The organism is Marinactinospora rubrisoli (genome assembly GCF_042664915.1).
Lineage (GTDB): Bacteria > Actinomycetota > Actinomycetes > Streptosporangiales > Streptosporangiaceae > Marinitenerispora > Marinitenerispora rubrisoli.
The window spans coordinates 107656-134109 of the sequence record NZ_JBHTBH010000005.1; the positions used below are offsets into that span (position 1 = coordinate 107656).

At 74.2% G+C, this 26454-nt stretch carries 23 protein-coding genes, 2 pseudogenes and 1 riboswitch; of the genes and pseudogenes, 11 read left to right on the forward strand and 14 right to left on the reverse strand.

All coding sequences use genetic code 11. The annotated features are described in order from the left end of the window. Positions 1–29: 29 nt before the first annotated feature. From ACFQRF_RS11770 to ACFQRF_RS11780, 3 genes are read right to left on the reverse strand one after another with little or no spacing between them, the layout of a single operon-like run. Positions 30–944 (reverse strand): carbohydrate ABC transporter permease, encoded by a 915-nt coding sequence (locus ACFQRF_RS11770; RefSeq protein WP_379871083.1) that lies wholly within the window; start codon positions 942–944, stop codon positions 30–32. Further along, on the reverse strand, positions 941–1870 hold the full coding sequence (locus ACFQRF_RS11775) for a carbohydrate ABC transporter permease (RefSeq protein ID WP_379871084.1): 930 nt from the start codon (positions 1868–1870) through the stop codon (positions 941–943). The genes ACFQRF_RS11770 and ACFQRF_RS11775 overlap by 4 nt, the downstream gene beginning before the upstream one ends. Further along, positions 1867–3162 (reverse strand): ABC transporter substrate-binding protein, encoded by a 1296-nt coding sequence (locus ACFQRF_RS11780; RefSeq protein ID WP_379871085.1) that lies wholly within the window; start codon positions 3160–3162, stop codon positions 1867–1869. Before ACFQRF_RS11780 ends, ACFQRF_RS11775 begins: the two co-directional genes overlap by 4 nt. Positions 3163–3327: 165 nt before the next feature. On the opposite strand from ACFQRF_RS11780, the gene ACFQRF_RS11785 reads away from it, so the two are divergent. The 6 genes and pseudogenes from ACFQRF_RS11785 to ACFQRF_RS11810 form a co-directional block, all read left to right on the forward strand. Beyond that, complete coding sequence (locus ACFQRF_RS11785) at positions 3328–5379, forward strand: beta-galactosidase (protein ID WP_379871086.1); 2052 nt, start codon at positions 3328–3330, stop codon at positions 5377–5379. Positions 5380–5424: 45 nt separating this feature from the next. Then, positions 5425–6573 (forward strand): glycoside hydrolase family 53 protein, encoded by a 1149-nt coding sequence (locus ACFQRF_RS11790; protein WP_379871087.1) that lies wholly within the window; start codon positions 5425–5427, stop codon positions 6571–6573. A 137-nt stretch (positions 6574–6710) separates the two neighbouring features. Further along, on the forward strand, positions 6711–7496 hold the full coding sequence (locus ACFQRF_RS11795; RefSeq protein ID WP_379871088.1) for a hypothetical protein: 786 nt from the start codon (positions 6711–6713) through the stop codon (positions 7494–7496). A 121-nt stretch (positions 7497–7617) separates the two neighbouring features. Next, positions 7618–8184 (forward strand): RNA polymerase sigma factor, encoded by a 567-nt coding sequence (locus ACFQRF_RS11800; RefSeq protein ID WP_379871089.1) that lies wholly within the window; start codon positions 7618–7620, stop codon positions 8182–8184. Beyond that, the gene (locus ACFQRF_RS11805) at positions 8184–9245 is read left to right on the forward strand and encodes a CU044_5270 family protein (protein ID WP_379871090.1); all 1062 of its coding nucleotides are present in this window, start codon (positions 8184–8186) and stop codon (positions 9243–9245) included. The genes ACFQRF_RS11800 and ACFQRF_RS11805 overlap by 1 nt, the downstream gene beginning before the upstream one ends. Positions 9246–9653: 408 nt before the next feature. Further along, positions 9654–9950: pseudogene (locus ACFQRF_RS11810) on the forward strand (TOBE domain-containing protein); the annotation flags it as partial. 65 nt (positions 9951–10015) lie between these two features. Here the strand turns inward: ACFQRF_RS11810 and ACFQRF_RS11815 are convergent. The 5 genes from ACFQRF_RS11815 to ACFQRF_RS11835 form a co-directional block, all read right to left on the reverse strand. Next, positions 10016–10873, reverse strand: a complete 858-nt coding sequence (locus tag ACFQRF_RS11815) for an energy-coupling factor ABC transporter ATP-binding protein (protein WP_379871091.1) — start codon at positions 10871–10873, stop codon at positions 10016–10018. Positions 10874–11121: 248 nt separating this feature from the next. Further along, positions 11122–11877: a cobalt ECF transporter T component CbiQ gene (gene cbiQ, locus ACFQRF_RS11820; RefSeq protein ID WP_379871092.1), complete on the reverse strand. Its 756-nt coding sequence runs from the start codon at positions 11875–11877 to the stop codon at positions 11122–11124. Between the two features lie 3 nt (positions 11878–11880). Further along, positions 11881–12294: an energy-coupling factor ABC transporter substrate-binding protein gene (locus tag ACFQRF_RS11825; protein WP_379871093.1), complete on the reverse strand. Its 414-nt coding sequence runs from the start codon at positions 12292–12294 to the stop codon at positions 11881–11883. Between the two features lie 2 nt (positions 12295–12296). Beyond that, a complete protein-coding gene (locus ACFQRF_RS11830) occupies positions 12297–13058 on the reverse strand; it encodes an energy-coupling factor ABC transporter permease (RefSeq protein WP_379871094.1) in 762 nt (253 codons plus the stop codon). Next, positions 13051–13248, reverse strand: a riboswitch (cobalamin riboswitch). (Overlaps the previous gene by 8 nt.) Positions 13249–13368: 120 nt before the next feature. Beyond that, a complete protein-coding gene (locus ACFQRF_RS11835) occupies positions 13369–13746 on the reverse strand; it encodes an RNA-binding S4 domain-containing protein (protein WP_379871388.1) in 378 nt (125 codons plus the stop codon). Between the two features lie 893 nt (positions 13747–14639). On the opposite strand from ACFQRF_RS11835, the pseudogene ACFQRF_RS11840 reads away from it, so the two are divergent. Next, positions 14640–15164, forward strand: a pseudogene (locus ACFQRF_RS11840) (lytic polysaccharide monooxygenase auxiliary activity family 9 protein); the annotation flags it as partial. Positions 15165–15420: 256 nt separating this feature from the next. On the opposite strand, the gene ACFQRF_RS11845 reads toward ACFQRF_RS11840, so the two are convergent. Then, on the reverse strand, positions 15421–15618 hold the full coding sequence (locus tag ACFQRF_RS11845) for a hypothetical protein (RefSeq protein WP_379871095.1): 198 nt from the start codon (positions 15616–15618) through the stop codon (positions 15421–15423). Between the two features lie 277 nt (positions 15619–15895). Between ACFQRF_RS11845 and ACFQRF_RS11850 the strand changes: the two genes are divergently transcribed. The 4 genes from ACFQRF_RS11850 to ACFQRF_RS11865 all read left to right on the forward strand — a co-directional run bounded on the left by ACFQRF_RS11850 (position 15896) and on the right by ACFQRF_RS11865 (position 20469). Further along, positions 15896–16630 carry an MBL fold metallo-hydrolase gene (locus tag ACFQRF_RS11850; protein ID WP_379871096.1) on the forward strand — a complete coding sequence of 245 codons (735 nt, stop codon included), beginning with the start codon at positions 15896–15898 and terminating at the stop codon, positions 16628–16630. 201 nt (positions 16631–16831) lie between these two features. Then, positions 16832–17998, forward strand: a complete 1167-nt coding sequence (locus ACFQRF_RS11855) for a baeRF10 domain-containing protein (RefSeq protein WP_379871097.1) — start codon at positions 16832–16834, stop codon at positions 17996–17998. Positions 17999–18161: 163 nt separating this feature from the next. Next, positions 18162–19451 (forward strand): glucarate dehydratase family protein, encoded by a 1290-nt coding sequence (locus ACFQRF_RS11860; protein WP_379871098.1) that lies wholly within the window; start codon positions 18162–18164, stop codon positions 19449–19451. Between the two features lie 31 nt (positions 19452–19482). After that, entirely contained in the window at positions 19483–20469 is a 987-nt protein-coding gene (locus ACFQRF_RS11865; RefSeq protein ID WP_379871099.1) for a 2-hydroxyacid dehydrogenase, read from the forward strand. Between the two features lie 81 nt (positions 20470–20550). Here the strand turns inward: ACFQRF_RS11865 and ACFQRF_RS11870 are convergent, their stop codons facing one another. Genes ACFQRF_RS11870 through ACFQRF_RS11890 form a run of 5 tightly spaced genes read right to left on the reverse strand, consistent with a single transcriptional unit; the run spans position 20551 to position 26192 of the window. Beyond that, positions 20551–21603: an ABC transporter ATP-binding protein gene (locus ACFQRF_RS11870; RefSeq protein WP_379871100.1), complete on the reverse strand. Its 1053-nt coding sequence runs from the start codon at positions 21601–21603 to the stop codon at positions 20551–20553. Next, positions 21596–22666, reverse strand: a complete 1071-nt coding sequence (locus ACFQRF_RS11875; protein ID WP_379871101.1) for an ABC transporter ATP-binding protein — start codon at positions 22664–22666, stop codon at positions 21596–21598. The genes ACFQRF_RS11870 and ACFQRF_RS11875 overlap by 8 nt, the downstream gene beginning before the upstream one ends. Next, entirely contained in the window at positions 22663–23640 is a 978-nt protein-coding gene (locus ACFQRF_RS11880; protein WP_379871102.1) for an ABC transporter permease, read from the reverse strand. Before ACFQRF_RS11880 ends, ACFQRF_RS11875 begins: the two co-directional genes overlap by 4 nt. Before the next feature lie 16 nt (positions 23641–23656). After that, entirely contained in the window at positions 23657–24586 is a 930-nt protein-coding gene (locus tag ACFQRF_RS11885; protein ID WP_379871103.1) for an ABC transporter permease, read from the reverse strand. Between the two features lies 1 nt (position 24587). Then, on the reverse strand, positions 24588–26192 hold the full coding sequence (locus ACFQRF_RS11890; RefSeq protein WP_379871104.1) for an ABC transporter substrate-binding protein: 1605 nt from the start codon (positions 26190–26192) through the stop codon (positions 24588–24590). Between the last annotated feature and the right edge of the window lie 262 nt (positions 26193–26454).

A 26454-nucleotide genomic window follows, 5' to 3' on the forward strand; every position in this document is an offset into this window, starting at 1 on the left:
GCTGCTGTGCGGAGCGCCCGGCTGGGGCGTCACCCCTTGATCGCGCCGCTGACGAGGTCGACCCGCCAGTACCGCTGCAGGGTCAGGAACAGCGCGACCAGCGGGATGATGGACAGGAGCGCTCCGGTGAGCGCCAGTGTATAGAGGGCGGGCAGGCTGGTGCCCTGGTTGAGGAGCGTGTAGATGCCCAGGGTGAGGGGGAACTTCCGGTCATCGCCGAGCATGATGAACGGCAGCAGGAAGTTGTTCCAGATCGCGACGAACTGGAAGAGGAAGATCGTCACCAGCCCGGGCAGCATCATCGGCAGCGCGATCCGCGCGAAGATCCGCCCCTCGGAACAGCCGTCCGCCCGAGCCGCCTCGACCACCTCGTCGGGCACCGCGGCCTGCGCGTACACCCGCGCCAGGTACATCCCGTACGGGCTGAAGACCGACAGCACCAGCACCGACCAGTAGGAGTCGGTGAGGCCGGCGTCGGCCAGCAGCAGGTACTGCGGGACCGCCAGGGCGATCTGCGGCACCAGCACGCCCGCGAGCAGCACCCGGAACACCGTTTCCCGGCCGCGGAACTCGTACTTGGCCAGCGTGTACCCGGTGAGCGCCGACAGCAGCGCGGACAGCGCCGCACCCAGGCCCGCGTAGAAGGCCGTGTTGGCCATCCACCGCCAGAAGACGCCGTCGCCGTAGGCGGACAGTTCGGCGACGTTGGCCCACAGCGCGGTGGAGGGGGCGAAGGTGGCGTCGGCGAACAGCTCCCCGTTGGTCTTGGTGGCCGCCACCACCACCCAGGCCACGGGCAGCAGGCAGTAGACCGTGCCGAGCAGCAGGACGGCGGTCGGCGCGAGTGAGCCGAGCGCGCGCCCACCGCCGGTCCGGCCGCGCCGCGCCGTTCCACCCGGCCGCCGCCCCGCCCGTGGGACGCGCGGCGCGGTGACGGCGCTCACCGGCCACCGCCGGCCGCGCGGGTGCCGCCGATCCGGAAGAACAGCGAGGACAGCAGCAGCGTCCCGGCGGCCACCAGCACCGACATGGCCGCCGCGGCGTGGATGTCGTCGAACACGAACGCGTCCTCATAGATCTTCATCAGCGGGCTCCAGGTGCGGGACAGAGAGTTGGTCAGCGGCACCAGCGCCATCGGCTCGGCGAAGACCTGGAGGGTGGCGATCACGGAGAACAGCCCGGTCAGGACCAGCGCGGGCGCCACCAGCGGGATCTTGATCCGCAGCGCCATCTGGACCTCCGAGCAGCCGTCCAGCCGGGCGGCCTCGTAAAGCTCGGGCGGCACCGCGCGCAGTGTGGTGTAGATGACGATCATGTTGTAACCGACCCCGCCCCACAGGCCGATGTTCACCAGCGCGAACACCACGCCCGACGGCGCCAGCGGCTCGGGGACCGGCAGCGACAACGCCGTGAGCGCGTTCAGCAGCGGGCTCACCGCCGGAAGGTAGAGGAAGCCCCACAGCAGGCTCGCGATGACGCTCGGCACCGCGTAGGGCAGGAAGATCGCGACGCGCGCGAGCCTGCGCAGCCGGGCGCGGCCGCTGTCCAGCAGCAGCGCGAACACCAGCGCGAGCCCGAGCATCAACGGCACCAGCAGCGCGCCGTAGCCGAGCACCCGAAGTATCCCGGCGCCGAACTCGGCGTCGGTCAGCACCGCGCGGTAGTTCGCGAGCCCGGCGAAGACCTGCCGGCGCGAGCCGGGTTCGAGGCCCAGGCCGGTGATCCGCACCCGCTGCAGGCTCAGGTACACCGTGTACCCGATGGGCAGCGCGAAGACGAGCACGAACAGGGTGCCGGCCGGGGCGAGGAACAGCCACGGGACGCGGCGCGCCCGCGCGGCGGCGCGGGGAGCGCGAGGGGCGGCGGTCATCCGGCCACCTCGAATCCGGTGTCACGCATGTCGGTGAGCGTCGCCTCGTGCATGCGCCGCACGGCGTCGGTGAAGTCGGCGTCCTCGTTGATCACGTCGGTGAAGGCCGCCTTGTAGGTGGCGTAGGTGACGTTGACGTTCGGGCCGAACGCGAACGGGGAGGTGGTGGCGGCGATGCCGGCGGCCTCCTCGTAGAAGTCCGGCTGGCCGGCCATGAACGGCGGCGGCTCGGTCAGCGCGCCCCCGGTCTGCGCCGACTCCAGAGCGGGGTACACCCCGGCCTCCTGGATGAGCAGTCCGACGGCCTCGGGGTCGGTGTTCAGCCACAGCGCGAACTCCGCGGCCGCGGCGGCGTGCTCCGAGCCGGTGGTGACGGCGGTCGTGGAGCCGCCCCAGTTGCCGGTGGCCGGCCGGTCCGGGTCCCACTGCGGCAGCGGCGCCATCCGCCAGTCGCCCTCGGTCTGCGGCACGGTGCCGGCGAGCACGCCCGGCGCCCACACCCCGCTCAGCCAGGCGAGCTGGGTGCCGTCGCCGAGGGCCTTGTTCCAGGCGGGGGTGTACATGGGCTGGTCGTCGACCAGATCCTGTTCGACCAGTTCACCCCAGTAGCGGGCGACGTCGAGGGTGGGCGGGCCGGCGACTCCGACGCTCCAGGTGCCGCCTTCGGTGCTCCACCACGACGCGCGCGCCTGCTGGCTGAGTCCGGCGAACCAGCCGGGATCGTTGGCGGAGAAGGTCGTGAGGTAGCGGCCGGGATCGCGCTCACGCACCTGGCGCGCCGTATCGGCGAACTCGTCCCAGTCGCGAGGCACGACGAGGTCCAGCTCCGCGAAGAGGTCGTGGCGGTAGAACATCATCATCGGCGCGACGTCCTGCGGGATCGCGTAGACGGCGTCGGTGCCGAGGGTGGCCTGCCGCCAGGCGCTCTCGGGGAAGCGGTCGCCGGCGCCCTGGGTGTGGCCGGAGATGTCGGCGAGGACCCCGCGGCTGACCAGGGTCGGCAGCGCCTGGTACTCGGCCTGGACGAGGTCGGGCAGGAATCCGGCCTTGTGCGAGGTGAGCAGCTTGGTGACCAGGTTGTCGCCCTGCGCGAGGTTGCTGACGGTGACCTGGACGTCGGGGCGGTCGGCGTTCCACTCGTCGACGATCCGCTCCATGTTGGGCGCCCAGGCCCAGAAGGTCAGTTCGACCACGCCATCGCCCGCCGCGTCGCCGGGGCCCTGGGCGCATCCGGCGAGCAGCGCCGCGCTCAGGGCCAGACCGGTGATCTCGGCGGGCAGCCTGCGTCTCATGGGGACCTCCGGCTCGGGGGCAGCGGGTGGCGCCAAGTGTTGGGAACGTACACACTAATTTGTGAACTGGGTCACTTGTCAATGTGCTCGAATCTGGGAGTATCGGCACGGAACCGGTGGCAACGCCGACAAGTACTGGGAACGTTCACAGTCACGAGGAGCCGTATGCACTCCGAACGCCCCCGGCACGCCCCCCGCGCCGCCGCCCCCGGCGCCGACGGCTGGCGGCTGCCCCCGGAACTGGACCGCATCGCCTACGGGGGCGACTACAACCCGGAGCAGTGGCCGGAGGAGCTGTGGCCCCGCGACGTCGAACTCATGCGCACCGCCGGGGTCAACCTGGTCACCGTGGGCGTGTTCTCCTGGGCGCTGCTCGAACCCCGGCCGGGCCACTACACCTTCGGCTGGCTGGACCGGCTCCTGGACCTGCTGCACGCCGGCGGCATCGCCGTCGACCTCGCCACCCCCACCGTGGTCCCGCCCGCCTGGTTCTTCCAGGCCCACCCCGAAGCCCGGCCGGTGACCCGCGACGGCCGCGTCCTCGGGTTCGGCTCACGTGCCGGGTACTGCCCCAGCTCGCCCGCCTACGCCGAGGCCGCCGCCCGCATCACCGAGCAGCTCGCCCTGCGGTACGGCGGGCACCCCGCACTCGCGCTGTGGCACGTGCACAACGAGTACGGCGCGCCCACCGGCGCCAGCTACAGCGACGCGGCGCAGGCGGCCTTCCGCGACTGGCTGCGCGACCGCTACCGCGACATCGACGCGCTCAACGAGGCGTGGGGCACCACCTTCTGGGGCCAGCGCTACGGCGACTTCGACCAGGTCGATCTCCCGCGCGAGACCCCCACCACCGCCAACCCGGCGCACCGGCTCGACTTCGCCCGTTTCTCCTCCGACGCCCTGCTGGCCTGCTTCCGCCGGGAGCGCGACATCCTGCACCGGCTCTCCCCGGGCGTGCCGGTCACCACCAACTTCATGACCACCAACTGCGCCTCCCTGGACTACTGGGCGTGGGCCGCGGAGGTCGACGTCGTCAGCAACGACCACTACCTCAACGCCGAACAGCCCCGTAACCACATCGACCTCGCGATGTCCGCCGACCTCACCCGTGGCCTCGCCGGCGGCGGGCCGTGGCTGCTCATGGAGCACTCCACCAGCGCCGTCAACTGGCAGCCCCGCAACCTGGCCAAGCGCCCCGGCGAGATGCGCCGCAACAGCCTCGCGCACATCGCCCGCGGCAGCGAGGGCGCCCTCTTCTTCCAGTGGAGGGCCTCCCGCTTCGGCGCGGAGAAGTTCCACTCGGCCATGGTGCCGCACGCCGGCCCGCGTGGCCGGATCTGGCGGGAGGTGGTCGAGCTCGGCGGCGACGTCGCCGCACTGGACGAGGTCCGCGGCGCCACCGTCGTCCCCGACGTCGCGATCGTGTGGGACTGGCAGTCCTGGTGGGCCCAGGGCCTGGAGTGGCGCCCCTCCGTCGAGCTGGACTACCGGGAACGGATCGCCGCCTACTACGAGTCGCTGTGGGACCGGCACCTCACCGTCGACTTCGTCGCCCCCGAGGCCGACCTGTCCGGCCGCCCGCTCGTCGTGGTCCCCGCCCTCTACCTCACCACCCCCGCCGCCGCGGCGAACCTGCGCCGTTACGTCGAGGCGGGCGGCACCCTGCTCGTCTCCTACTTCTCCGGCATCGTCGACGCCAACGACGCGCTGCACCCCGGAGCCATGCCCGGCGCGCTGCGCGACCTGCTCGGCCTGGAGATCGAGGAGTTCCTGCCGCTGCGCGCCGGCGAGACCGTGACGGTCGGCGACGGCCTGCGCGCCGACGCCTGGGCCGAGGCCATCGACCTGACCGGCGCCGCGGCCGTGCACGACTACCGCGACGGCCCGGCCGCGGGCCGCCCGGCCGTCACCCGGCACGAACTCGGCCGCGGACGCGCCTGGTACGTCTCCACCCGCCTGACCGGGCAGCACCTGGGCCGGTTGCTGGACGGCGTGCTCGCCGACGCCGGCGTCGCCGTCCCCGCCGACCTGCCCGCCGACGTGGAGGTGGTGCGGCGCCGCCGTGGCGGCACCGAGTACCTGTTCGCCATCAACCACACCGGCGACGAGGTCAAGGTCCCCGCCTCCGGCACCGACCTGCTCACCGGAGAGAGCTGCGCCGACACCACAACCGTGCCGCCCGGCGGCGTGCGGGTCGTCCGGCTCGCCGCCGGTTAGCGGTGCCCGGCTCCGCACCCCGACGGCCCACGACCAGAAAGGGCGATGCCGATGTCCCCCCGCGCCACCGGAACCTCCCGAACCCGCCGCGCGCCGGCCTGCGCGCTCGCGGCGGCCGCGCTGCTGCTGCCCCTCCTCACCGCTCCGGCCCCCGCCGCGGCGGCGGTGCTCGACGTCCGCGGCGCCGACGTCTCCAGCCTCGCCAAGAACGAGGACTTCGGCGCCGGCTACCTGACCTCCTCCGGCGAACCGGCCGACCCGCTGCGGCTGCTCGCCGAGAGCGGCGTCACGCACGTCCGGCTGAAGGTCTGGGTGGACCCCGCGGACGGCTACAACGACCACGACCGCGTGCTGGAGATGGCCCGGCGCGCGCACGACGCCGGCCTGCGCACCCTGATCGACTTCCACTACTCCGACTTCTGGGCGGACCCCGGCCGGCAGACCAAGCCCGCCGCATGGGCCGGCCTGTCCGGCGAGGAACTGCGGACGGCGGTGTACGACCACACCTACGCGCTGTGCGCCGCCCTCGCCGGGCAGGGCACCCCCGCCGACATGGTGCAGGTGGGCAACGAGCTCAACGCCGGGATGCTGTGGCCCGACGGATCCATCGACGACTGGGAGGAACTCGCCCGGCTGCTGACCGCCGGGGCGTCCGCCGTGCGCGACGCCGACCCCGCCACCCGCGTGGTGCTGCACCTGGCCGAGGGCGGCGACAACGAGCAGACCCGGTGGTGGTTCGACCAGGCGGTGGCCCGGGACGTGCCCTTCGACGTCATCGGCCTGTCCTACTACGGGTACTGGCACGGCGGTATCGAGGACCTGCGCGCCAACCTCGCCGACGCCGCCGCCCGGTACGGCAAGGACGTCCTCGTCGCCGAGACCGCGTACCCCTTCACCCTCGACAACGACGACGCGCACCCCAACATCATCGCCGGGACCTCCGACCTGGTTCCCGGCTACCCGGCGACGCCGGAGGGGCAGAGCGCCAACCTGCGCGACGTGATGGCGGCGGTGGAGTCCGTTCCCGGCGGGCGCGGCCTGGGCGTCTTCTACTGGGAACCCACCTGGACCGCCGTGGCGGGCAGCGGCTGGGACCCCACCGACCCGGCGTCGGGGAACGCGTGGGAGAACCAGGCGCTGTTCGACTACGCCGACCGCGCCCTGCCGGCGCTGGAGGTCCTCGGCGGCGACTGACGGCCGGCCATGGCCACCGGCGGTCCGTGCCGCCCGGGACCGGCGACCGCCTGCGCCCCCGCCTCCGGTCCGGTTGAATGGCCCCGGGACCCGCCGGGTCCCGGTGGTCGTCCGTCCGCGACGGTGAGGAGACCCGCGTGCCCCCTTCGGAACCCCCGTCCACCCCGAGGAGCCCGAAGCCGCCGCCCGGCACGCTGCAGTGGATCGCCGGTTGCACCGGCGGCGCGGCGCTGGTGACCGGCGCGGTGGCGGTGTTCACCAGCGACAACGAGGCCGGGACGACCGCGCTGCTCACGGTCGGCGGGCTGCTGCTGCTCGTCGGGATGTTCGGCCACCTCGTCGACAGCTTCGAGTTCAACGGCACCCGCGTGAACCTGCGGAAGGCGGCCGAGGCCGCGGCGTCCGCGCGCAAGGCGGAGCTGGAGGGCGACCGCGACGAGGCGGAGCGGCTGCGCGAGCAGGCGGTGGCGTTCCTGGAGGAGGCGAGGGCGCCCGCCAGCGAGTACCGGCGGCTCCGGACGGCCATGCCCCCGGGGCAGGACCGGACGGCGATGCTCGAAGACGTCATGGACCGGGCGCGCGGCACCGCGGCGAAACTGCGGGCGAGCCCTGGGGACGTCGCCGCGTGGCTGCGCGGTGACGACGAGGGCGAACGGGTGACGGCCCTCGCCATGATGCGGGAACGGCCCGACCTGCGTGACCCCGAGGCGGTGCTGGCGGCCGTCGAGGACCCCCGCAGCGCGTTCGAGCACTACCACGCCATGCTGCTCGCCGCCGAGATGGCCGGCGACCTCGACGCCGCGCAGCGGGACCGGCTCGTCACCACGATCGAGCGCCAGCGCGGCCGCCGCTACCGCGCGGCCTCCGACCGCTGGCGGGTGAGCGAACGCGTGCTCCGCGCGGTCGCCACCGCCGGCGAGTAGCCCCCGGCCGGACGTCCCCGCCGTGGGTGCGTCCACCTCGCGTCCCCGAATCGGCCCCATCCCATGGGTAACGATCGCGGTCCCCCCGACATAAGGAGATGAGTCAACCGAAAGGGACCCGATGACAAGGGACGAGGCCCCGGATGCGGACGCCCACGGAGAGTTCACCCGGTTCTTCGAACGACACTACGACGACGTCCGCCGCTACGCGTGGCGGCGGGTGGGGCCGGACCGGGCCGACGACGTCGCGGCGGAGACGTTCGCGGTCGCCTGGCGGCGCCGCGCCAAGGTTCCCGAGGACGATCCGCTGCCCTGGCTGTACGCCGCCGCCCGCAACATCGTTCTGGCGAGCTACCGCGAGGAGCGGCGGCGCGGCGAAGTGCTGAGTTCGTTCGGCGGCGCCTGGGAGGGGGCGGTTCCGGTGCATGACGCGTCCGGGCCGGTCGCCGAACGTGCGGCCGCGCTGGCGGTGCTGAGCCGCCTCAAACCGAACGAGCGTGAACTCGTGCTGCTCGTGGCGTGGGAGGGGCTGGACGTCCGCGCGGCGGCGCGCGTACTCGGCTGCACCGCGGCCACCGCCCGGGTGCGGCTGCACCGCGCCCGCAGGCGGATCACCCGGCTGATGGACGCGGAATCGGCGACCGCCGGCTCCGCCAGGAGCGACATCATCGCGATGGGGGGACTGTGATGAACACGGACGAGCGAGCGGTGCGCGACCTGCTGGCCGCCCACGACCCGGCGGCCGGAGTCCGGACCGGCACCGAGCAGCTGAACGCGGCGAGGATCGACGCGCTCGCCCGCGCGCAGCGCCCCGGGCGCCCGCGGACGGTTGGCCGCCCGGGGGCGTGGCGGAGACTCGCGTTCGCCACCGCCGCCGGCGCGGTGGCCGTGGCGGCCATCGGCGGACTCGTCGGCAGCCGCGCGCAGACGGCGTACGCCGGACCGCCTCCGGCCCCGCTGGCGGTGGAGATGAGCGACCTGCGCGACGCCCGCGCGGAGCTGCTCGACCTCGCCGAGCGGGCGGAAGGGCAGGAGACCCAAGCGCCGGGGGGCGACGTCTCCTATCTCCACACGTCCACCTGGTCACTGGTGCTCTCGCACGACCTGGACACCGACCAGGCCGGATGGGGCGTCCTTCCGGAGGACGTGCGGGCCTGGCGCGATCCGGACGGCTCCGGCCTGGTGATCCGCCGGCCCGACGTCCCCGACCACCTCGCCGGTGATGAGCGGCCCGTCCTGGACCTGTTCACGGGCGGCGAGGAGGAGTACGAGTGGGACGCCGAAGGGGAGGGCGGCCTCCGCTTCGTGTGGGAGCCCGGAACCCTGTCCACCGACCCCGGCACACTGGCCGGCCAGCTGATCCGGGGCGCCGGATGGAGCGACGGGCAGACCACCGCCGGCCTGTTCTACGCGCTCGCCGCGCTGTACGACGAGCAGCCCGTCGCCCCGGCCGTCCAGGGCGCGGCGCTGCGCATGCTGGCCGAGCGCGACGACGTCCGGTTCGCCGGCGCGGCGGAGGACCGGTCCGGCCGGCCCGGACTGCTCTTCCTCGTGCGGTCCGACGAGGAGGGCCCCGGTGCGGAACTGGAGCGCCGCATCATGTTCGACGCCGAGACCGGTATGCCCATCTACACGGAGATCGTGCAGACGGAGACGGCCGAGCCGGTTCCGTACGACCTCCCGGCCGTGAACTCCTACACGATGTTCCGGACGTCGGCCTGGGTGCCGGAGGTCCGGCGGACGCCGTGAGCGGACCGGTGTCCGGTCGCCGGGCGGTCCCGGACCGGACACCCTGGCCCCGCCGCCCGGGTCCCGCCGAGGACCCGGGCGGCGGGGCGTTCCAGCCGTCGGCCCGCCCGGCCGAGCCGCGGCGCTCAGGTGACTCCCGGCCCGGACCGGGAGCCGCGCCGTCGAACGGGTCTCCGCGGTGCCGCGCCGCCTCTGGCGGGTGCGCGTGCGGGCGGCGCTGCGGGAGACGCTTTGGCGGTGCCGAGGGACGCGGCGGCATGCGGCGTCCGCCGGGGACTCGGCGACAGACGGGCCGGGCCACGGCCGACAGCGGTCGGCCGGGTCGCGCACAGCCGCATCGTCTCATCAGGTGGTTCACCATGATGGCCGTCCCGTTCGGCCCTATCACCGCCCACACGCCGTCGGCCCGCCGGGGGGCCACGGCCGCACCCCGACAGCCGGGTGTTCGCGGCCTTCCCGCCGCGCGCGGTGGCGCTGTACCGGGAGGCGCCGGTGGGCACGCCGCGTAACGTGTGGCGGCTGCGGGTCGAGGGGATCGAGCGGTTCGGGGACCATGTGCGGGTGCGCCTGGAGGATCCGGCCTCGGGCTTCGCGGTGAGCGCGGATGTGACCCCGGCCGGGCTCGGGGAGTTGGCGCCCGTGGTGGGGGGTTCCGTGTGGGCGGGGGTCAAGGCGACGGAGGTGCGCTGCTACCCGGCGGACTGACCGCACGGCGGTCACCGCGTGCCCGGCCGGCCCCGGAATCAACCGGACCGGGATATGGGACGGCCTCATCTCGTCAGCCGGATCACCTCGCCCGGGGTCGCCGGGTCCGGGGCGGTCGCCGGGACGGCGCCCGCGGCGCGGAGCGCGGCGCCCACCGCCGGTCCCCAGGCGGGGCGGAGCCGGGCCGCCGAGAGCAGGGCGGGATCGGTGAGGACCGCACGGGCCGGACCGGCCGCCAGGACCCTGCGGTCCAGCAGCACGGCGTGGTCGGCCCAGCGGTGGGCGAGGTCCACGTCGTGCGTCGAGATGACCAGGGTGGTGCCCGCGGCGCGCAGGCCGCCGAGCGTCGCCAGCAGCGCCTCGACGCCCTCGGGGTCGAGACCGGCGGTCGGCTCGTCCAGCACGAGCACGTCCGGCCGCATCGCCAGCGCGCCGGCGAGCACCACCCGCTTGCGCTGGCCGTAGGAGAGCAGGTGGGTGGGCCGGTCCGCCAGGTCGGCGATCTCCAGCGCCGCCAGCGCCCACGCCACCCGCTCGCGGACCTCCGGCTCGGGGCGGCCCTGGTTGAGCGGGCCGAACGAGACGTCCTGGGCGACGCTCGCCGAGAAGAGCTGGTCGTCGGGGTCCTGGAACACCAACTGCACCCGGCGGCGCAGCTCGCCGACACCACGCCGGGTGGGGCGCACCTCCGTGCCGTCGAGGACGACCCGCCCGGCGTCGGGGGTCAGGCTGCCGGCCAGCAGGCGCAGCAGCGTGGTCTTGCCGCCACCGTTCGGCCCGAGCACCGCCAGTACCGAGCCGGCCGGTACCTCGACGGTCACGCCCGAAAACACCGGGACCGGGTCGCCGGCGCGGTAGCCGAAGACGAGGTCGCGGCCGGCGAGGACGGCGGGCGCGGCGGCGGGGTCGGTGTGGTGGGTCACGTCACGGTGCTCCTTCGAGGAGATCCCCGGCCGCGGTGGCGTCCATCCGGGCGGCCGCGGGGGGACGGGCCGTTCGCCGTGAGCGGCGAGCGTCCCGCGCGTACGGTGTACTGAGCGAGAGCCGTGTCACCACAGGCACCTCCAATGCCGCTGTGTCGAACCGGAGGGATCGCGCCCCGGCCGGTGTCGCGGGTGGGTCCTTTCCCGTCACCGGCCGGCGGGGCGCCCCGGGCCGGGAGTCTGCTGCTTCAACCGGGCGAGGGTGAGATCCCGGCGGCGAGGGCGGCCACGGCCACGAGCAGCGGGGGAGCGACCGCCGCCACGATGGCCGCCGGGCGGACCGGCCGCTCCTCGACGAGCACGGTGAGCGTGCCGTCGTAGCCGCGGCACTCCAGTCCCCGCCGCATCCGGCGGGCCCGGTCGTAGGAGCGGACGAAGACGGCCGCGCCGAGCGCGCCGAGCGAGCGGATCCAGGCCGCGCGGGACCGGTAGCCGAGCCGTCCGGCCTGCGCGGCCTGGATCCGGCGCGTGGTGTCCAGCAGGACGAAGAGCATGCGGTACGTCAGCGCCACCACCTCCACGAGCGCGGCGGGCAGGCCGAGCCGAGTGAGGCGGGGGAGCAGGTCGGCGAGCGGGGTGGTGAAGGCGAACATGAGCTGGCAGCACAGCGCCGCGGCGGCCCGGCCGGAGACCTCGGCGGCGCGCCGCGCGCCGTCCGGGGCCCACGCGACCGGGCCGTCCGGGCCACCGACGCTGACGAGCAGGGTCACCGCGCCGGTCAGCACGAACAGCGACGGCGCCCACGCGGCGCGGAGGAACGCGCGCGGGGGCACCCGCGCCGGCCCGAACCCGGCCGCCAGCGCCGCCAGGGCGCTCAACGCGGCGCCCGGCCACGCCGGCAGCACGAGCGCGCAGACCAGCAGCCCGCCGAAGAGGGTGCCCTTGACGGCGGGGTGCAGCCGCCGCCACGGGCCGCGGTAGGCGGCGGCGTCGATCGCCAGCACGGATCAGCGCCGGTCGGCGGGGTCCGCCTCCGGTCCGGCGCCGCCCCTCTCGTCCGGCGCGCGGGCGCCCTGCGCCGTCCGCAGCCGATGCCGGGTCCGCGCCACGCCGAGGCAGTAGCCGATGACGCCCGCGCCGATCGCCGCCTGCAGGGCGAACAGCCCGGACTCGATCTCCCCGGACGGCGCCTCGTAGAGCGGTGCGAACCAGGGCTCGTAGTGCGGCGCGAGTTCGCCCACGGCCTCCTCGGCCTGGCCGTCCGCACCGGCGAACGGCTCCGCCAGGTGCCGGCCCGCGCCGAGGAGGAGGGGCAGCACCGCGATCGCGGCGGCCAGCAGCACCAGCAGCCAGGTCGTCGCCGGGCGCGGCCGTCCGGTCGTCCGGCCGCCGGATGTGGTGTCGTGGTCCCGGGTCGCCATGGTCACACCGTCCTTTCGCCGGCCGGCGCACCGGGCTCGCCCGTGGCGCGCCGCAGCACGGCCAGCCGGAGGAGTTCGTCGCGCGCCACCGTGCTCAGCAGCCGGACGATGACGACGGTGATCAGGCCCTCGATCACCGCGAGCGGGATCTGGGTGAGCGAGAAGACGGCGGCGAACTTCGCGAACGCCCCGGGGATGCCGCTTCCGGCGTCGGGAAAGGCCAGCGCCAGTTGCAGGCTCGTCACCGTGTAGGTGCTCAGTGACGCCAGCGTCGCGGCCGTGAACACCGCGAGCCCGAGCGCGGTGGTCTCGGGGAGCCGGGCGGTGAGCGCGCGGACCAGCCGGTAGCCGCCGTACCCGGCCCAGGGGCCGGCCACCGCCATGGAGAACACGTTCGCGCCCAGCGTGGTGAGGCCGCCGTGGGCGAGCAGCAGCGCCTGGAACAGCAGGGTGACGGTCCCCAGAGCCGCCATGACGGGGGGCCGGAACAGGACGGCGCCGAGTCCGGTGCCGGTGGGGTGTGAGCAGCTGCCCGTGACGGACGGGATCTTCAGCGCCGACAGCACGAAACAGAACGCGCCGGACGCGCCGAGGAGCAGCTTGGCGTCGGGGTCGGTGCGTACGGCCATCGTGACCGCCCGGGCGCCATGGACGACGAAAGGGGCCGCGGCGACGGTCCAGGCCACCGCGTGCACGGGAGGCAGAAAGCCCTCAGCGATATGCATGTTGTGAGACCAGCTCTCCAGCACCTCGTGGATGGTCATCGGTGCCGTGGCCGGTCTCCTGGCTCACGGGTCAGCGTCCGGTGCCGGCCTTCCCAGGGCGATCACCCCAGTGGCTCAGGCCGTTCCGCGCTGGCGGCGCGGGCGGTGGTCCCGGACTTCCCGTACACAGTGGCGAGGGCCGCGCCGGCGTCGCACCGGCTTCCCGAACACCACGGCACCCTGACGGTACGGCGGCGGACCCGCCGTCCGCAACAGTGTGCGGCCGTCCGATCGCGGAGCGCGTGGTGCCTCCGGCCGTGGCCGGTGGCGGGCCGGTGCGGCCGGGGTCGTGGCGGTGCCCCGGGGCGGGTCAGAAGCCTTCGGTGCGCAGGCGGTCCAGCCGGCGGCGGTCGCGTTTGGTGGGCCGGCCGGCGCCGCGCGGACGGTAGGCCACGGGGGCGGCCGCCTGCGGGGGCCGCGCGGGCGTGTTGTCGACGTAGCAGCGAACCGCGATGGGCGCGCCGACCCGCTTCTCGATCACGTGGGCGACCTCGACGATCCGGGTGACGCCGTGCGTGTGCAGCCGGACGACGTCGCCCGGGCCGACCGGCGCGGCGGGCTTGGCGGTGCGGTCGTTGATGCGGACGTGCCCGCCGCGGCACGCCTGGGCGGCCTCGGCGCGGGTCTTGGTGAGGCGCACCGCCCACAGCCAGCGGTCCACCCGGGTGGTGGGCGGGCCGGGCGGCAGCGGCGGTGCGGCGCCGGACGGCGCCGCCGCCGGTGCGGTCTCGGCGGGCGCCGCGGGGCCGGTGCGGTCTCCTCGATCGTCCACGGTCGGTGCCACTCCCTCGACGACGGTCGGCGGCGCAGGGCGGGCGGTCGCCCTGCCCGCACTGTAGCGCGTTCGCCCACCGACTGGTTGGTCGATTCCGGCTGGTGGCGGCCGGTGCGGTACGGGCCGCGTGAATACGGAGTAATGTGGTAAAAGGAGTGAGCATACACGTTGAATCGTGCGGTGTGCGGCGTATCCGAGACGGCGTGCGAGTGTGGTGTACGCCTCGGCCCCGGATTGAGCAGATTTTTTGGAAACCGCTTTCCGAGGCGCGGTGCGAGGCGTCGTCCCAGGTCAACACGGTCGTGATCAGGGTGGGCGCCTCCGCCGTTCCCGGATTCCATGCCCCGGGAAAAGTGCAGGTCACCGCCGGGAAAGGCGCGGTTTTCCGTAATTCGATATTTCGAGGACATGTGGGATTCCGGCCGGATGACCTTGACCGACAATGGCCGGGCAATTACGGTCTAGACCACATTCACTGGCGAGCGGAAACCCCCCGATCGGCCGGTCCGCGCCGTCGGACGAACGGCGTCGGCACCACCTCGGGACCCGCCCGGACTCGCCCTGTCATCCGCGCCCGACAAGCCCCCGGGACCGGCGTCCCACCCGACGCGTCGACGCATCCCGCCGGCAGCGCAGCCGGCGGCGGACAGGACGGGTCGACCCTCGCCCACCGAGGACCTCCCCCAGCGGTCCTCACCACATCCCCCCGCCGCGCGTCCCCGTACCGCCGGAGCCGCCGGGTTCACCCCCGGCGCCGGACCGGCGTACCCCCACGGGGAACGCGGCTCAGAAGACAAGGACACACCATGACGCTGAAACGGAAGATCGCCGCTGCCGCCGCCGGTGCCGCCGCAGCCCCCCTCGTCTTCGCCATGCTGCCCGCGGGCACCGCCTTCGCCCACGGCTACATCTCCGCGCCGGAGAGCCGGCAGGCCCAGTGCGCCTCCGGGACGGTCTCCGGGTGCGGTGACATCCAGTGGGAGCCGCAGAGCGTCGAGGGCCCCAAGGGCCTGACCAGCTGCAGCGGCGGCAACGCCCGCTTCTCCGAGCTCGACGACGACGGCAAGGGCTGGGAGGTGACCCCGGTGGGCACCTCGGTGAACTTCACCTGGAACATCACCGCCAACCACCGCACCAGCACCTGGGAGTACTTCATCGACGGCGAGCGCGTGGCCGTCTTCGACGACGGCGGCGCGCAGCCGCCCTCGACCTTCACGCACACCGTCGACTTCTCCGGTTACAGCGGCCCGCAGAAGGTCCTGGCCGTCTGGAACGTCTACGATACCGCGAACGCGTTCTACAACTGCATCGACCTCAACATCGGCGCCGCCGCCAACGACGCCCCCGCCGAGGAGCCGGCTCCCGCCGACGACCAGGCACCGCCGGCCGCCGAGGCTCCCGCCGGCCACGAGCACCACGCGGAGCAGCCCGCCGAGGAGGCTCCGGCGAACGGCAAGCGGGTGTGCCTGCCCGCCGCCAAGTAACGCGAACCGGCCGAGGGCCGGACGCCCCACGGGGCATCCGGCCCTCGGCCCCCGGCGAGCGAGTGGACGACCCGGGCCGTCCACTCGGCCACCGCCGCCCGGTTCAGTCCTCCCAGGCCCGGCGGCGGGACCACAGCAGCGCGAAGGCGTGGAAGCCCTCGTCCGGGCCGAGGTGACCGGCGGCGAACCGCCCGGCGCCCACGAGCCGGAGCCGCATAGCGCCCTCCTCGTTGATCGAGGCCGCGTCGATGTCGTCCCCCACCCCGAGCCACACCTGGTCGTACCGGGCGTGGAAGTACACCCAGCGCCCGTCGTCCGTCTCCGCCTCGATCTATATCGGGGTGGCCGTGAGCGTGACGGCGGCCGAGCGGATTCCCGGCAGCCCGGACACCCGCCGTGCGGTGTCGTCCCACGTCTCCGGTTCAGCGCCCATCCGCCCCGCCTCCTCCTCGGTCGGGGCAGACGCTACCCGCCACAGGGCGCGCCGTGGCGGGCGGCCTGTGGCGGACCGGGCTCTGCGAGGCTGGCCCCGGGGGCGCGCGAGTCCACGAGCAGGCCGAGCACGGGGAGGCAGCCGGATGGAGATCAGGTTCGTCGGCAGCGGGGACGCCTTCGGAACCGGCGGACGGTTCCAGACCTGCATCCGGCTGCGCGCCGACGGCTACACGGTGCTGGTCGACTGTGGCGCCACCAGCCTGACCGCGCTGAAGAGCCAGGACCTCGACCCGGGCGAGGTGGACGCGGTCGTGCTCAGCCACCTGCACGGCGACCACTTCGGCGGGCTGCCGTTCCTCATCCTGGACGGCCAGTTCACCCGCCGCGTCGAACCGCTGACCGTATTCGGCCCGGCCGGTACCGCCGACCGGCTTCGCGCCGCGATGGAGGCGCTCTTTCCCGGCTCCGCCGCCGCGCCCCGCCGGTTCGCCGTGCACGTCCACGAACTCGACGGCGCCGGCGCTCCACGCTCGACCGGCCCGCTCACCGCGGCGGCCTGGGAGGTCGACCACGCCAGCGGCGCCCCCGCGCTGGCGGTGCGCGTCGCGCTCGGCGGCACCGTGTTCGGCTACTCGGGCGACACCGCGTGGACCCCGGCCCTGCGCGAGGCCGCGGCAGGGACGGACGTGTTCGCCTGCGAGTCCTACACCCACGACCGCCCGGTGCGTTACCACCTCGACTACACCACCGTGCACGAGCACGCCGCGGACCTGGCCACCGGCGAACTCGTCCTCACCCACATGGGGCCCACGATGCTCGCCCACGCCGCCGAGGTCCCGTACCGGACGGCGTACGACGGGCTGGTGCTGCACCGCTAGGCGCGGGACGGCCGCCGCCAGGCGTACGGCCGCCCGCACGTCCCGCCGGAAGGCAGGATGACCGGCCCGAACCGGGTATCACCATCAGCAAGACCCCAAAATCAACCGCTCCGCGACCGAACGGGCGGCCGGCGTACGCGGCCGGGGACGGTGGGGGCGCCGGGCCCGTCCGGACGGCAGGGGCGCGAGGAGGCGAGCAGGATGATCACGGCGCAGGAGATCGACCGCGTCATCCGGTTCGACGGGGACGGGCTGCCGGTCGTCTCGGTCTACCTGTCGGTGCCGGTGGATCCGGCGGACCGTGCCGCGCTGCCGACGCGATTGAGCGGGCTGCTGCACCAGTTCCGCCCGCGGGTGGCGGACGAGCGGCTGGGACGGGAGCAGCGGATGTCGCTGCGCGGGGACATCGAGCGCCTGGAGGCCGCGGCGAGCGAGGAGATGTGGACCCGCGGCACGATCGCGCTGTTCTCGTGCAGTGGGCGCGGCATGTTCGAGCGGTTCGACCTGCCGCGCCGGACCCGGGACCGTGTCATGGTGGACGCGACTCCCTGGGTGCGGCCCATGCTCGCGGTCCTGGACGAGTACCACCGCTACTGCGTGGCGGTGGTGGACCGGGCCGCGGCCTGGATCTGGGAGGTGTACCAGGACGAGATCCGTGCGGTCGACCGCCTCCGGGACGAGTTCCCGCGCAAACCCGACTTCGCCGCCTGGTTCGCCGAGTACGGCGTTCGCAACCGGACGGAGGAACTGAGCAAGCGGCACTTCCGACTGGTCGCGACCCGGCTGGCGGACCTGTTCCGAACGGGAGGGTGCGAACTGCTGATCGTGGGCGGTCACCGGCACGAGATCACCCCGTTCCTCGGCTTCCTCCCCGACGCCCTGCGCGCCCGGGTGGTGGGCACGTTCGCCCTCGATCCGGGGACGAGCACGCCCGACGACATCCGCAAGCTCGCCGACCACGCCATCGAGCAGTACGAGCGCGCCGAGGAACGCCGCGAGGTGTCCCGGCTGCTGGAGACGGCTTCCGGCGGGGGCCTGGCCGCGGTGGGCCTGCGCGACTGCCTGTGGGCGGGCACCGTGACCGCGGTCCGCCATCTGGCCGTCGAGGACGGCGCGACGGCGCCGGGGGTGGTGTGCGAGCGCGACGGCTGGCTGGCGCGCTCGGGCGACGCGTGCCCGCTGTGCGGCGCACCGGCCCGCCGGAGTTCCGACGTGCTGGGTGATCTCGTGGAGCAGGTGGTCGACGACGGCGGCACCGTGCGGCACGTCCGGGCGGAGACGGGGCTGCGGCGGCACGTCGCCGCGGCCGCGCTGCGCTTCCCGCTTCCGGAGCGGCCGGAGGACGCCGCGGCCGGCACCGGCGGGTGACCGGCGGCTCGCCAGGTGGCCTGCCCGGTATGTGAGTGGAGTCCGGTTATTCGTCTTGAATAGTGACATTTGTCTACCTATCTGAACAACCGCTCGATAGGGTGCCTCCGGAGACGCAGATCACCGGCGCACGCCGTCGGTCCGACACTGGCGGAGGAGACACGTGGGTAACGACACGGCCGGCGAGCCGCACCGCATCAGCGAGGTCCGCATCACGCCGGTCGCCTTCCGGGACCTGCCCCTGCTCAACACGGTCGGCGTCCACGAGCCCTTCGCGCTGCGCGCGATCGTGGAGATCGTCACCGACTCCGGGCTCACCGGACTGGGGGAGACCTACGGCGACGCCGGGCACCTCGACCGGCTGCGCGCGGCAGCGGCGGCGCTGACCGGCGTCGACGTGTGGCACGTGCACGAGATCGCCGCCCTCGTCCGCGACCGGCTCGCCGGCGACCGCGGAACGGCCGGGCACGGCATGAGCGGCATGGTCACCGGCAGCAGCACCGCCGACCGGGTGCTCTCACCGTTCGAGGTGGCCTGCCTGGACGTCCAGGGCAAGGCGATCGGCCGCCCCGTGAGCGACCTGCTCGGTGGAGCGGTGCGCGACCGGGTCGACTACAGCGCCTACCTCTTCTACAAGTGGGCCGGCCACCCCGGGGCCGAGCCCGACTCCTGGGGCGCCGCGCTGAAGCCGGACGACCTCGTCGCGCAGGCGCGGCGCATGATCGACGAGTACGGTTTCCGCGCCATCAAGCTCAAGGGCGGCGTCTTCCCGCCCGAGGAGGAGGTCGCGGCCATCCTGGCCCTGCGCGAGGCGTTCCCCGGCCACCCGCTGCGGATCGACCCCAACGGCGCGTGGACCGTGCCGACCGCGATCCGGGTCGGCGCCGAACTCGACGGCGTCATCGAGTACCTGGAAGACCCCACCACCGGCATCGACGGCATGGCCGAGGTCGCCCGCGAGGTGCCGATGCCGCTGGCCACGAACATGTGCGTGGTGGCGTTCGACCACGTGCGGCCGGCCGTCGCCGCGAACGCCGTCCAGGTGATCCTCTCCGACCACCACTTCTGGGGCGGGCTCGGCCGGTCGCGCTCGCTGGCCGACATCTGCCACACCTTCGGCATGGGGCTGTCGATGCATTCCAACTCCCACCTGGGCATCAGCCTCGCCGCGATGACGCACCTGGCCGCCGCCACCCCGCACCTCACCTACGCCTGCGACACCCACTGGCCGTGGAAGGACCCGGCCGACGACGTCATCGTGCCCGGCGCGCTGACCTTCGCCGATGGCGCGGTCGCGGTGCCCACGGGTCCCGGACTCGGGGTCGAGCTCGACCGGGACGCTCTGGCGCGCATGCACGAGCAGTACCTGGCCAGCGGGATCCGCGAGCGCGACGACACCGGGTACATGCGGCGCTTCCAGCCCGGCTTCGACCCCGCCGCCCCGCGGTGGTGACCCCCGGCCGCCGCCGCGGGGACGGTGCGCGATGAGGATCGTGCTCACCGATCCGATCCTGGACCGGTTCCGTGACCTGCTGACCGGCGAGGGAGCCGACGGCCACGAGTGGGAGTTCCTCGCCGGCCGCCCCGACGGAGAGGTGGCCGAACGGCTGCGGTCGGCGGACGTGCTCGTCGCCTCCCGGATGAGCGTGCCGATGGCGGAGGCCGCCCGCGGCCTGCGGCTCGTGCACGTCACCGGCGCGGGCGTCGACCGCATCCCCCTGCACGCGCTCGCGCCCGGCGTGACCGTGTGCAACACCTTCCACCACGGCGTCTCGATCGCCGAGCACGTGGTCATGGCGGTGCTCATGCTGTCCCGCCGGGTCCGGCGCGCGGACGCCCTGCTCCGTGCGGGGACGTGGGAGTCCGTCGCGGTGGATCCCGGCGTCCCGCTGGGCGACACCCTGGCCGGCCGCACGGTGGGCGTCGTCGGCCTCGGCGAGATCGGCGCCGCCGTCGTTCGGGCGGCCACCGCGCTGGGCATGCGCGCCCGCGCGGTCCGCCGCGACCCCCGCGCGCCGCTGCCCGAGGGGGTGCGGATGGACCGGGTCGACGGCGACGACGGCCTGCCGGGGCTGCTCGAAGGCTCCGACGTCGTCGTGATCACCGTCCCGCTGACCCCGGCGACCACCGGGCTGATCGGTGCCGCCGAGCTCGCGCGGATGCGGCCGGACGCGCTGCTGGTCAACGTGGCGCGCGGGCCGATCGTCGACGAGGACGCCCTCTACGCCGCGCTCGCCGAACGCCGCATCGGCGGGGCCGCCCTGGACGTGTGGTGGAGCCACCCCAAGGACGGCGGCGGCGCCTGCGGGTACACCCGGCCGTTCCACCGGCTCGACAACGTCGTCATGACCCCGCACCACTCGGGGCACACCCGCTCCACGTTCACCGGCCGGGCGCGGGAGATCGCCGCGAACATCGCGCGGCTGGCCGCGGGCGAGCCGCTGACCAACGTGGTGCGCGCCGGCGCCTGACCGTTCCCGGGCCGGGAACCCGCGACACCGGCACACCGGCCGGCCGCCCCCGTACGGGATCGGCCGCCCGGCGCGGTGTGCTCACGAGACCGCCGGGGCGGCCTCCAGCGGGAAGTGGCACAGCGCTGCGTGCCCGTCCCGGTCCGCACCGTCCGCGCCGGACCGGTGCGCGGACGGCGGGGTCTCGGCCGCGCACCGCTCCGCGGCCTGCCAGCAGCGCGTGCGGAACCGGCAGCCCGACGGCGGGTCCAGCGGGGAGGGCGGTTCGCCGGTGAGCAGGATGCGGCGCGCCGCGGCCTCCCCGGACACGTCCAGGGTCGGCGCGGCCGACATCAGCGCCCTGGTGTAGGGGTGCAGCGGCCGGTCGAAGACGCTCTCGGTCGGCCCCTGCTCGATCACCTTGCCGAGGTACATCACCGCGACCCGGTCGGCCACGTGCCGCACCACCGACAGGTCGTGCGAGATGAAGACGTAGGACACGCCAAGCCGCTCCTGCAGGTCCGCGAGCAGGTTGAGCACCTGCGCCTGGACCGACAGGTCCAGCGCGGAGACCGGCTCGTCGCAGACGATCAGGTCCGGGCCGAGCGCGAGGGCGCGGGCGATCCCGATCCGCTGGCGCTGCCCGCCCGAGAACTCGCCCGGGTAGCGGTGCGCGTCACCGGCCCGCAGCCCCACGAGATCGAGCAGTTCCCGGACGCGCCGGTCCCGGTCGGCGGGCGCCGCGTCGCGGTGCGTCCGCCACGGCTCCCCGATGATGTCGGCCGCGGTCATCCGGGCGTTCAGCGACGCGAACGGGTCCTGGAACACCATCTGCACCCGGCGCCGCCAGGCCAGCAGCCGCCGGCCGCGCAACGCGAACGGGTCGGTCCCCTCGAACCGCACGGTCCCCGCGTCGGGGCGCTCCAGCAGCAGCAGGACGCGCGCCAGCGTCGACTTACCGCAGCCGGACTCGCCGACGAGTCCGAGCGTCTCGCCCCGGCGGACGTGCAGGTCGACCCCGTCCAGGGCGGTCAGCCTCGACTTCGCGGCCCCGCCGCCGGTCACCCGAAACGTCTTGCGGACGCCGGTGACCTCCAGCAGGGGCGCGGTTTCGGCCGTCGCGGGGGCCGCGGTGGCGGCGGCGTTGTCAGGCACGGGCGAGCTCCTCGGAGAAGTGGCAGGCGGCGGCCCGCGACGGACCGGCCGGCTCCAGGACGGGACGGCGCTCGGCGCACCGCTCGCGCGCCATCGGGCAGCGGGCCTGGAACACGCAGCCGGCCGGGATCGCGCTCAGCTCCGGCGGGCTGCCCGGGACCGAGCGCAGCGGGCGCCCCCGCTCCACGTTCTCGGGCACCGAGTCCAAAAGCCCACGCGTGTAGGGATGGCGCGGCCGGGTGAACACCTCGCGCACCGGCCCGGTCTCGACCACCGTCCCGGCGTACATGACCGCGACCTCGTCGGCGCGCTCGGCCACCACGGCGAGGTCGTGCGTGATCAGCACCAGCGCCATGTCGTTCCGTTCCTGCAGGTCGGCGAGCAACTGCATGACCTGCGCCTGCACCGTCACGTCGAGCGCGGTCGTGGGCTCGTCCGCGATCAGCACGTCGGGGCTCAGCGCCACCGCCATCGCGATCAGCAGCCGCTGCCGCATCCCGCCGGAGAACTGGTGCGGGTAGGAGCGGGCCCGCGCCCGCGGCTCGGGGATGCCGACGGCCTCCATCAGCTCGATCGCCTTCTCCCGCGCCGCACGGCGGGACAGGCCGCGGTGGATGCGGAACGGCTCGCCGAGTTGCGCGCCCACCGTCTGCACCGGGTTCATCGCGGTCAGGGCGTCCTGGAACACGATGGACAGCACCGGCCCGGCGAGCCGGCGGCGTTCGGCGCGGCCGAGCCGCAGCACGTCCGTGCCGCCCACCCGGACCGATCCGCCGCTGACCTCGGCGACCGGTTCCAGCAGGCCGGCCACCGCCAGGGCGGTCATGGACTTGCCGCACCCGGACTCCCCGAGCAGCGCCAGCGTCCGGCCCCGGCGGACCGAGAAGCCGACACCGTCGACGGCGCGGACGAGGCCCGCGGGCGTGCGGACGTCGACGGTCAGCGCGTCGACCTCCAGTGCGGGACTCGCGTCGTCCGGACCGGCGGCCTCGCGGGGCGCGGCGGGCCGCGGTGCGCGCCGCCGCGGCGGACGGCGGGGGGTGGGGCTTGCGGAGGCGGTCATGCGCTGGTCCCTTCTCGGTTCGCGCGGGTGCCCTTCGAGCGGGTGCCGGCCCGAGCGGCTCCGGCGCGCGGAGTCGTCAGCCGCCAGCGCTGCGCCGGGTCGGTGGCCAGCCGCGCCCACGCGGCGAGCACGGTGGCCGACACGGTCGTGACCACGATGGCGATGCCGGGCAGCACCGCGATCCACCACGCCGTCTGCAGGTACTGGCGGCCCTGAGCGACCATCAGCCCCCAGCTCACGTCGGGCGGCTGGATGCCGATTCCGAGGAAGCTCAGCGAGGACTCCGACAGCATGACGAAGCAGAAGTCCAGGGTGGCCACGGTCAGCAGCGTGGGCAGCGTGATCGGCAGAATGTGCCGGTAGATGGTCGGGCCGCTGCGCGCGCCGAACGTGCGCGCGGCGTCCACGAACAGCCGGCTGCGCAGTTCGGCGGCCTCGGCCCGCGCGGTGCGCAGGAACACCGGGATCCGCGCGAACGCCAGGATCAGCACCAGGTTGGCGACGCTCGGGGAGAACACGTACAGCACGACGACGGCGAGCAGCAGCGACGGGAAGCTCAGGATCACGTCGGCGACGCGCATCGCGACGCTTTCCCGCAGCCCGCCGTGGTACCCGGCCCACATGCCCACCGCCGAGCCGATCACCAGGGAGCAGAGCACGGCCGGGACGGCGACGGACAGCGTCGTTCCGGCCGCCTCGATCAGCCGGGCCAGCATGCTGCGGCCGAGCACGTCGGTGCCGAGCAGGCCGAACAGCCCGTGGTCGAGCGAGGGCGGCCGCAGCGAGGCGCCGAGGTCCTGGCGGACGGCCCGGTCCCCGATGAGGAGCGGGCCGAGCAGCGCCGTCAGCAGGACCAGCGCGAGCAGGACGGCCGCGACCAGCGCGAAGCGGTCGCTGCCCAGCAGCGTCCACCAGCGTGCCGGGCGCTTGGCCGCGGGCGCCGGCTCGCTGCCGGAGTGGTCGGGGGCGGTCATGGCGGGCTCCTCGGTCTCAGGCCGGGACGGCGTGTCGCACGCGGGCGTCGAGCAGGGCGTAGCAGACGTCGATGAGGATGTTCAGCACGAAGATCGTCACCGCGGTCAGCAGTACGGCGGCCTGCAGGACGGCGAAGTCGCGCTGCAGGATGGAGTCGATCATCAGCTTGCCGATGCCGGGCCAGCCGAAGATGGTCTCGACCACGACCGCCCCGTTGACCAGGCCGATCGCGAGGTCCCCGGCGACGGTGAGCACGGGCATGGCGGCGTTGCGCAGCGCGTGCCCGAACACCACCCGCGCCTCCCCGGCCCCCTTGCTCCGCGCCACCTTGGTGTAGGGCGAGGCGAGCGCGGCCACCATGGCGCCGCGCACCACCTGCACCAGCACGCCGAACGGGCGGATGAGCAGGGTGGCGATCGGCAGCACCCAGACCTCCGGGCCGCCGGTCACGCCCGAGGTGGGCAGCCAGCCGAGGGTCACGCCGAAGACGAGCACCCCCATGATGGCGAACCAGAAGTCCGGGATGCTGGCGGCCGTCATCGACAGGAAGCTGCAGATCCGGTCGGCGAGGGAGTTCGGCCGGTAGGCGGCCAGGCAGCCGATCACCACCGCGCCGGCCGTCGCGATGAGCATGGTCACGGCCGCGAGCTGCAGGGTCGCGGGGAACGCCGCCAGCACCATCTCGGCGGCCGGCTGCCCGGTGCGCAGCGACTCGCCGAAGTCGAGGTGCGCGAGCTGGCCGAGGTAGTCCCATAGCTGCACCGCGATGGGCTGGTCGAAACCGTGCGCGGCGGAGAACTCGGCCCGCTGCTCGGGGGTCGCGCTCAGCGGCAGGTACAGGTTGACGGGGTCGCCGGTCAGCCGGGCCAGGCAAAAGACGCCCAGCACGACGAAGAGCAGCGGGATCGCGCTGGACAGTACGCGTTTGCCGAGGAAGGCGGTCATGTCAGGATCCCTCCCGGCCGGCGGGCCGCACCTCGGCCAGCCGCAGCTCGTCTCCGCTGGCGGAGTTCGGTCGGTAGTGGACGGCGGGGGAGATCCCCATCAGCCCGCGCATGTGGGCGACGTGGGCGTACTGCACGACGTCGGCGTTCTGGTGGGCGAGGACCCCGGCCAGTGCCTCCTGGCGGTCCGCGCCGGACAATTCGCCGGCGGCGGCGATCTCCGCGTCGAGCTCCTCGGTTCCGAACGTGGACTGGGCGCCCTCGCTCAGCAGGTACTGGCTCGCGGTGAAGGCGGCGTCGCCGGTCTGGTTCCCGTGCATGATCAGCAGCGCGACGGGGCCCACGTTCTCCGGCAGCGGCCGGAGCTGGTACTGCAGGTGGGCCGCGGTGTCGAGCATCTCGATCCGCACGTTCAGGCCGAGCTGCGCCATCTGGTACTGCAGCGCCTCGGCGGTCTCGGCGACCCGGGGGAACATGCCGTTGCGGGCGACCAGCGTGATCCGCCGGTCGATCGGCGCGCCGTCCGCGGCGGCCTCCGCGACGAGTTCACGGGCCGCTTCCGGGTCGGTCGGCGTGCCGCGGAGTTCGGGGTCGTGGCCGACCACGCCTTCGGGCACGAGCTGGGCCGCCGGTTCGGCGAGGCCGGCGAGCAGCGTCGAGGCGATGGCGTCGCGCTCGACGGCCATGTCGATCGCCCTGCGGACCCGGATGTCGTCGAGCGGGGGCTCCCGGCCGTCCAGCCGCAGGGCGACCGTCTCGTTGTTGGGGTAGGCGACCGAGTTGTCCTCGGTGGCGTCCTCGGGGTTGAGGGCGGTCGCCAGGTCGGCCTCGCCCCTGGTGATCATCGCGGCGCGCACGCTCGGCTCGGACCGCCACACGTAACGGGCCTCCGGGTAGGCGGGCGGCTCGCCCCAGTAGGCGTCGTTGCGGCGCAGCGAGATGGAGACGCCGGTCTCCCAGCCGTCCAGGACGTAGGGGCCGGTGCCCACGGGTTCGCGCACCTTGTGCTCGGTGCTGGTGGTGCGGGGGACGACCTCGATGAAGCTGAGGCGCAGCGGCAGGATCGGGTCGGGGACCTCCGTGGTGACGCTCAGCGACAGGTCGCCGGTGACCTCGACCTCCAGGTCCCTGCCGTCGAAGACGTAGCCGTCCACGTTGCACGCGAGGCCGGAGTTGACGGCGCGGTCGATCGAGAAGGCGGCGTCCTCGGCGGTGAACTCCTGCCCGTCGTGGAAGGTCACGCCGGAGCGCAGGTCCAGGCTCCAGGTGCTGGGGCCGGTGCGCTCCCACGCGGTCGCCAGCAGCGGCTCCAGCTCGCCGCTCTCCGGGTCGCGCTCGATGAGCGGCTCGGTGATGTTGGACCGGACCACGACGCCCGTGGACGTCAGCGACGCCTCACAGGGTTCCAGGGTCGGGGGCTCCTGGGCGAGGACGACGCGCAGCGTGTCGCCCGCCGTCCCGGTGCTTCCGGCCGCGTCGCTGTTGGCCACGGTGCAGCCCGGGAATGCGGCGAGTGCGGCGAGCGCGGTGACGACGGCGAAGGTGCGGGACGGCCCGCCGCGCGGCCGGGGAGGTGCGGATGACGGCATCGTCTCTCCGATGGTCATGTGGGGACGCTCCCCTGGTGGAGTGGGTGAAGACACGGGGGCTTGTGTCCAGAAACACGTACGTCGTCTGCATTTGTAGACGGCCGGGTTGTGGCGCGTCAAGAGAGCGGATCGCCGGGGCCGCCGATGCGTGCGGCGCCGCGAAAACGGGGAGCGGCACGCCGCCGATCGGGCCGGCCGCAGGTCAGCGACGCCGGCGCCGGCCGGCCGGGCAGCCGCCGGGCGGGCGTCCGGCGGCGGGGCCCGTTCGGTCCGGAGGCCC

What these genes read in the sequence shown, in the direction of transcription:
- ACFQRF_RS11775 (WP_379871084.1), bottom strand. Translation starts at nt 1,870, where the DNA reads ATGACCGCCGCCCCTCGCGCTCCCCGCGCCGCCGCGCGGGCGCGCCGC.
- ACFQRF_RS11780 (WP_379871085.1), bottom strand. Translation starts at nt 3,162, where the DNA reads ATGAGACGCAGGCTGCCCGCCGAGATCACCGGTCTGGCCCTGAGCGCG.
- ACFQRF_RS11785 (WP_379871086.1), top strand. Translation starts at nt 3,328, where the DNA reads ATGCACTCCGAACGCCCCCGGCACGCCCCCCGCGCCGCCGCCCCCGGC.
- ACFQRF_RS11790 (WP_379871087.1), top strand. Translation starts at nt 5,425, where the DNA reads ATGCCGATGTCCCCCCGCGCCACCGGAACCTCCCGAACCCGCCGCGCG.
- ACFQRF_RS11800 (WP_379871089.1), top strand. Translation starts at nt 7,618, where the DNA reads ATGACAAGGGACGAGGCCCCGGATGCGGACGCCCACGGAGAGTTCACC.
- ACFQRF_RS11805 (WP_379871090.1), top strand. Translation starts at nt 8,184, where the DNA reads ATGAACACGGACGAGCGAGCGGTGCGCGACCTGCTGGCCGCCCACGAC.
- ACFQRF_RS11825 (WP_379871093.1), bottom strand. Translation starts at nt 12,294, where the DNA reads ATGGCGACCCGGGACCACGACACCACATCCGGCGGCCGGACGACCGGA.
- ACFQRF_RS11830 (WP_379871094.1), bottom strand. Translation starts at nt 13,058, where the DNA reads ATGACCATCCACGAGGTGCTGGAGAGCTGGTCTCACAACATGCATATC.
- ACFQRF_RS11850 (WP_379871096.1), top strand. Translation starts at nt 15,896, where the DNA reads ATGGAGATCAGGTTCGTCGGCAGCGGGGACGCCTTCGGAACCGGCGGA.
- ACFQRF_RS11855 (WP_379871097.1), top strand. Translation starts at nt 16,832, where the DNA reads ATGATCACGGCGCAGGAGATCGACCGCGTCATCCGGTTCGACGGGGAC.
- ACFQRF_RS11865 (WP_379871099.1), top strand. Translation starts at nt 19,483, where the DNA reads ATGAGGATCGTGCTCACCGATCCGATCCTGGACCGGTTCCGTGACCTG.
- ACFQRF_RS11875 (WP_379871101.1), bottom strand. Translation starts at nt 22,666, where the DNA reads ATGACCGCCTCCGCAAGCCCCACCCCCCGCCGTCCGCCGCGGCGGCGC.
- ACFQRF_RS11880 (WP_379871102.1), bottom strand. Translation starts at nt 23,640, where the DNA reads ATGACCGCCCCCGACCACTCCGGCAGCGAGCCGGCGCCCGCGGCCAAG.
- ACFQRF_RS11885 (WP_379871103.1), bottom strand. Translation starts at nt 24,586, where the DNA reads ATGACCGCCTTCCTCGGCAAACGCGTACTGTCCAGCGCGATCCCGCTG.
- ACFQRF_RS11890 (WP_379871104.1), bottom strand. Translation starts at nt 26,192, where the DNA reads ATGACCATCGGAGAGACGATGCCGTCATCCGCACCTCCCCGGCCGCGC.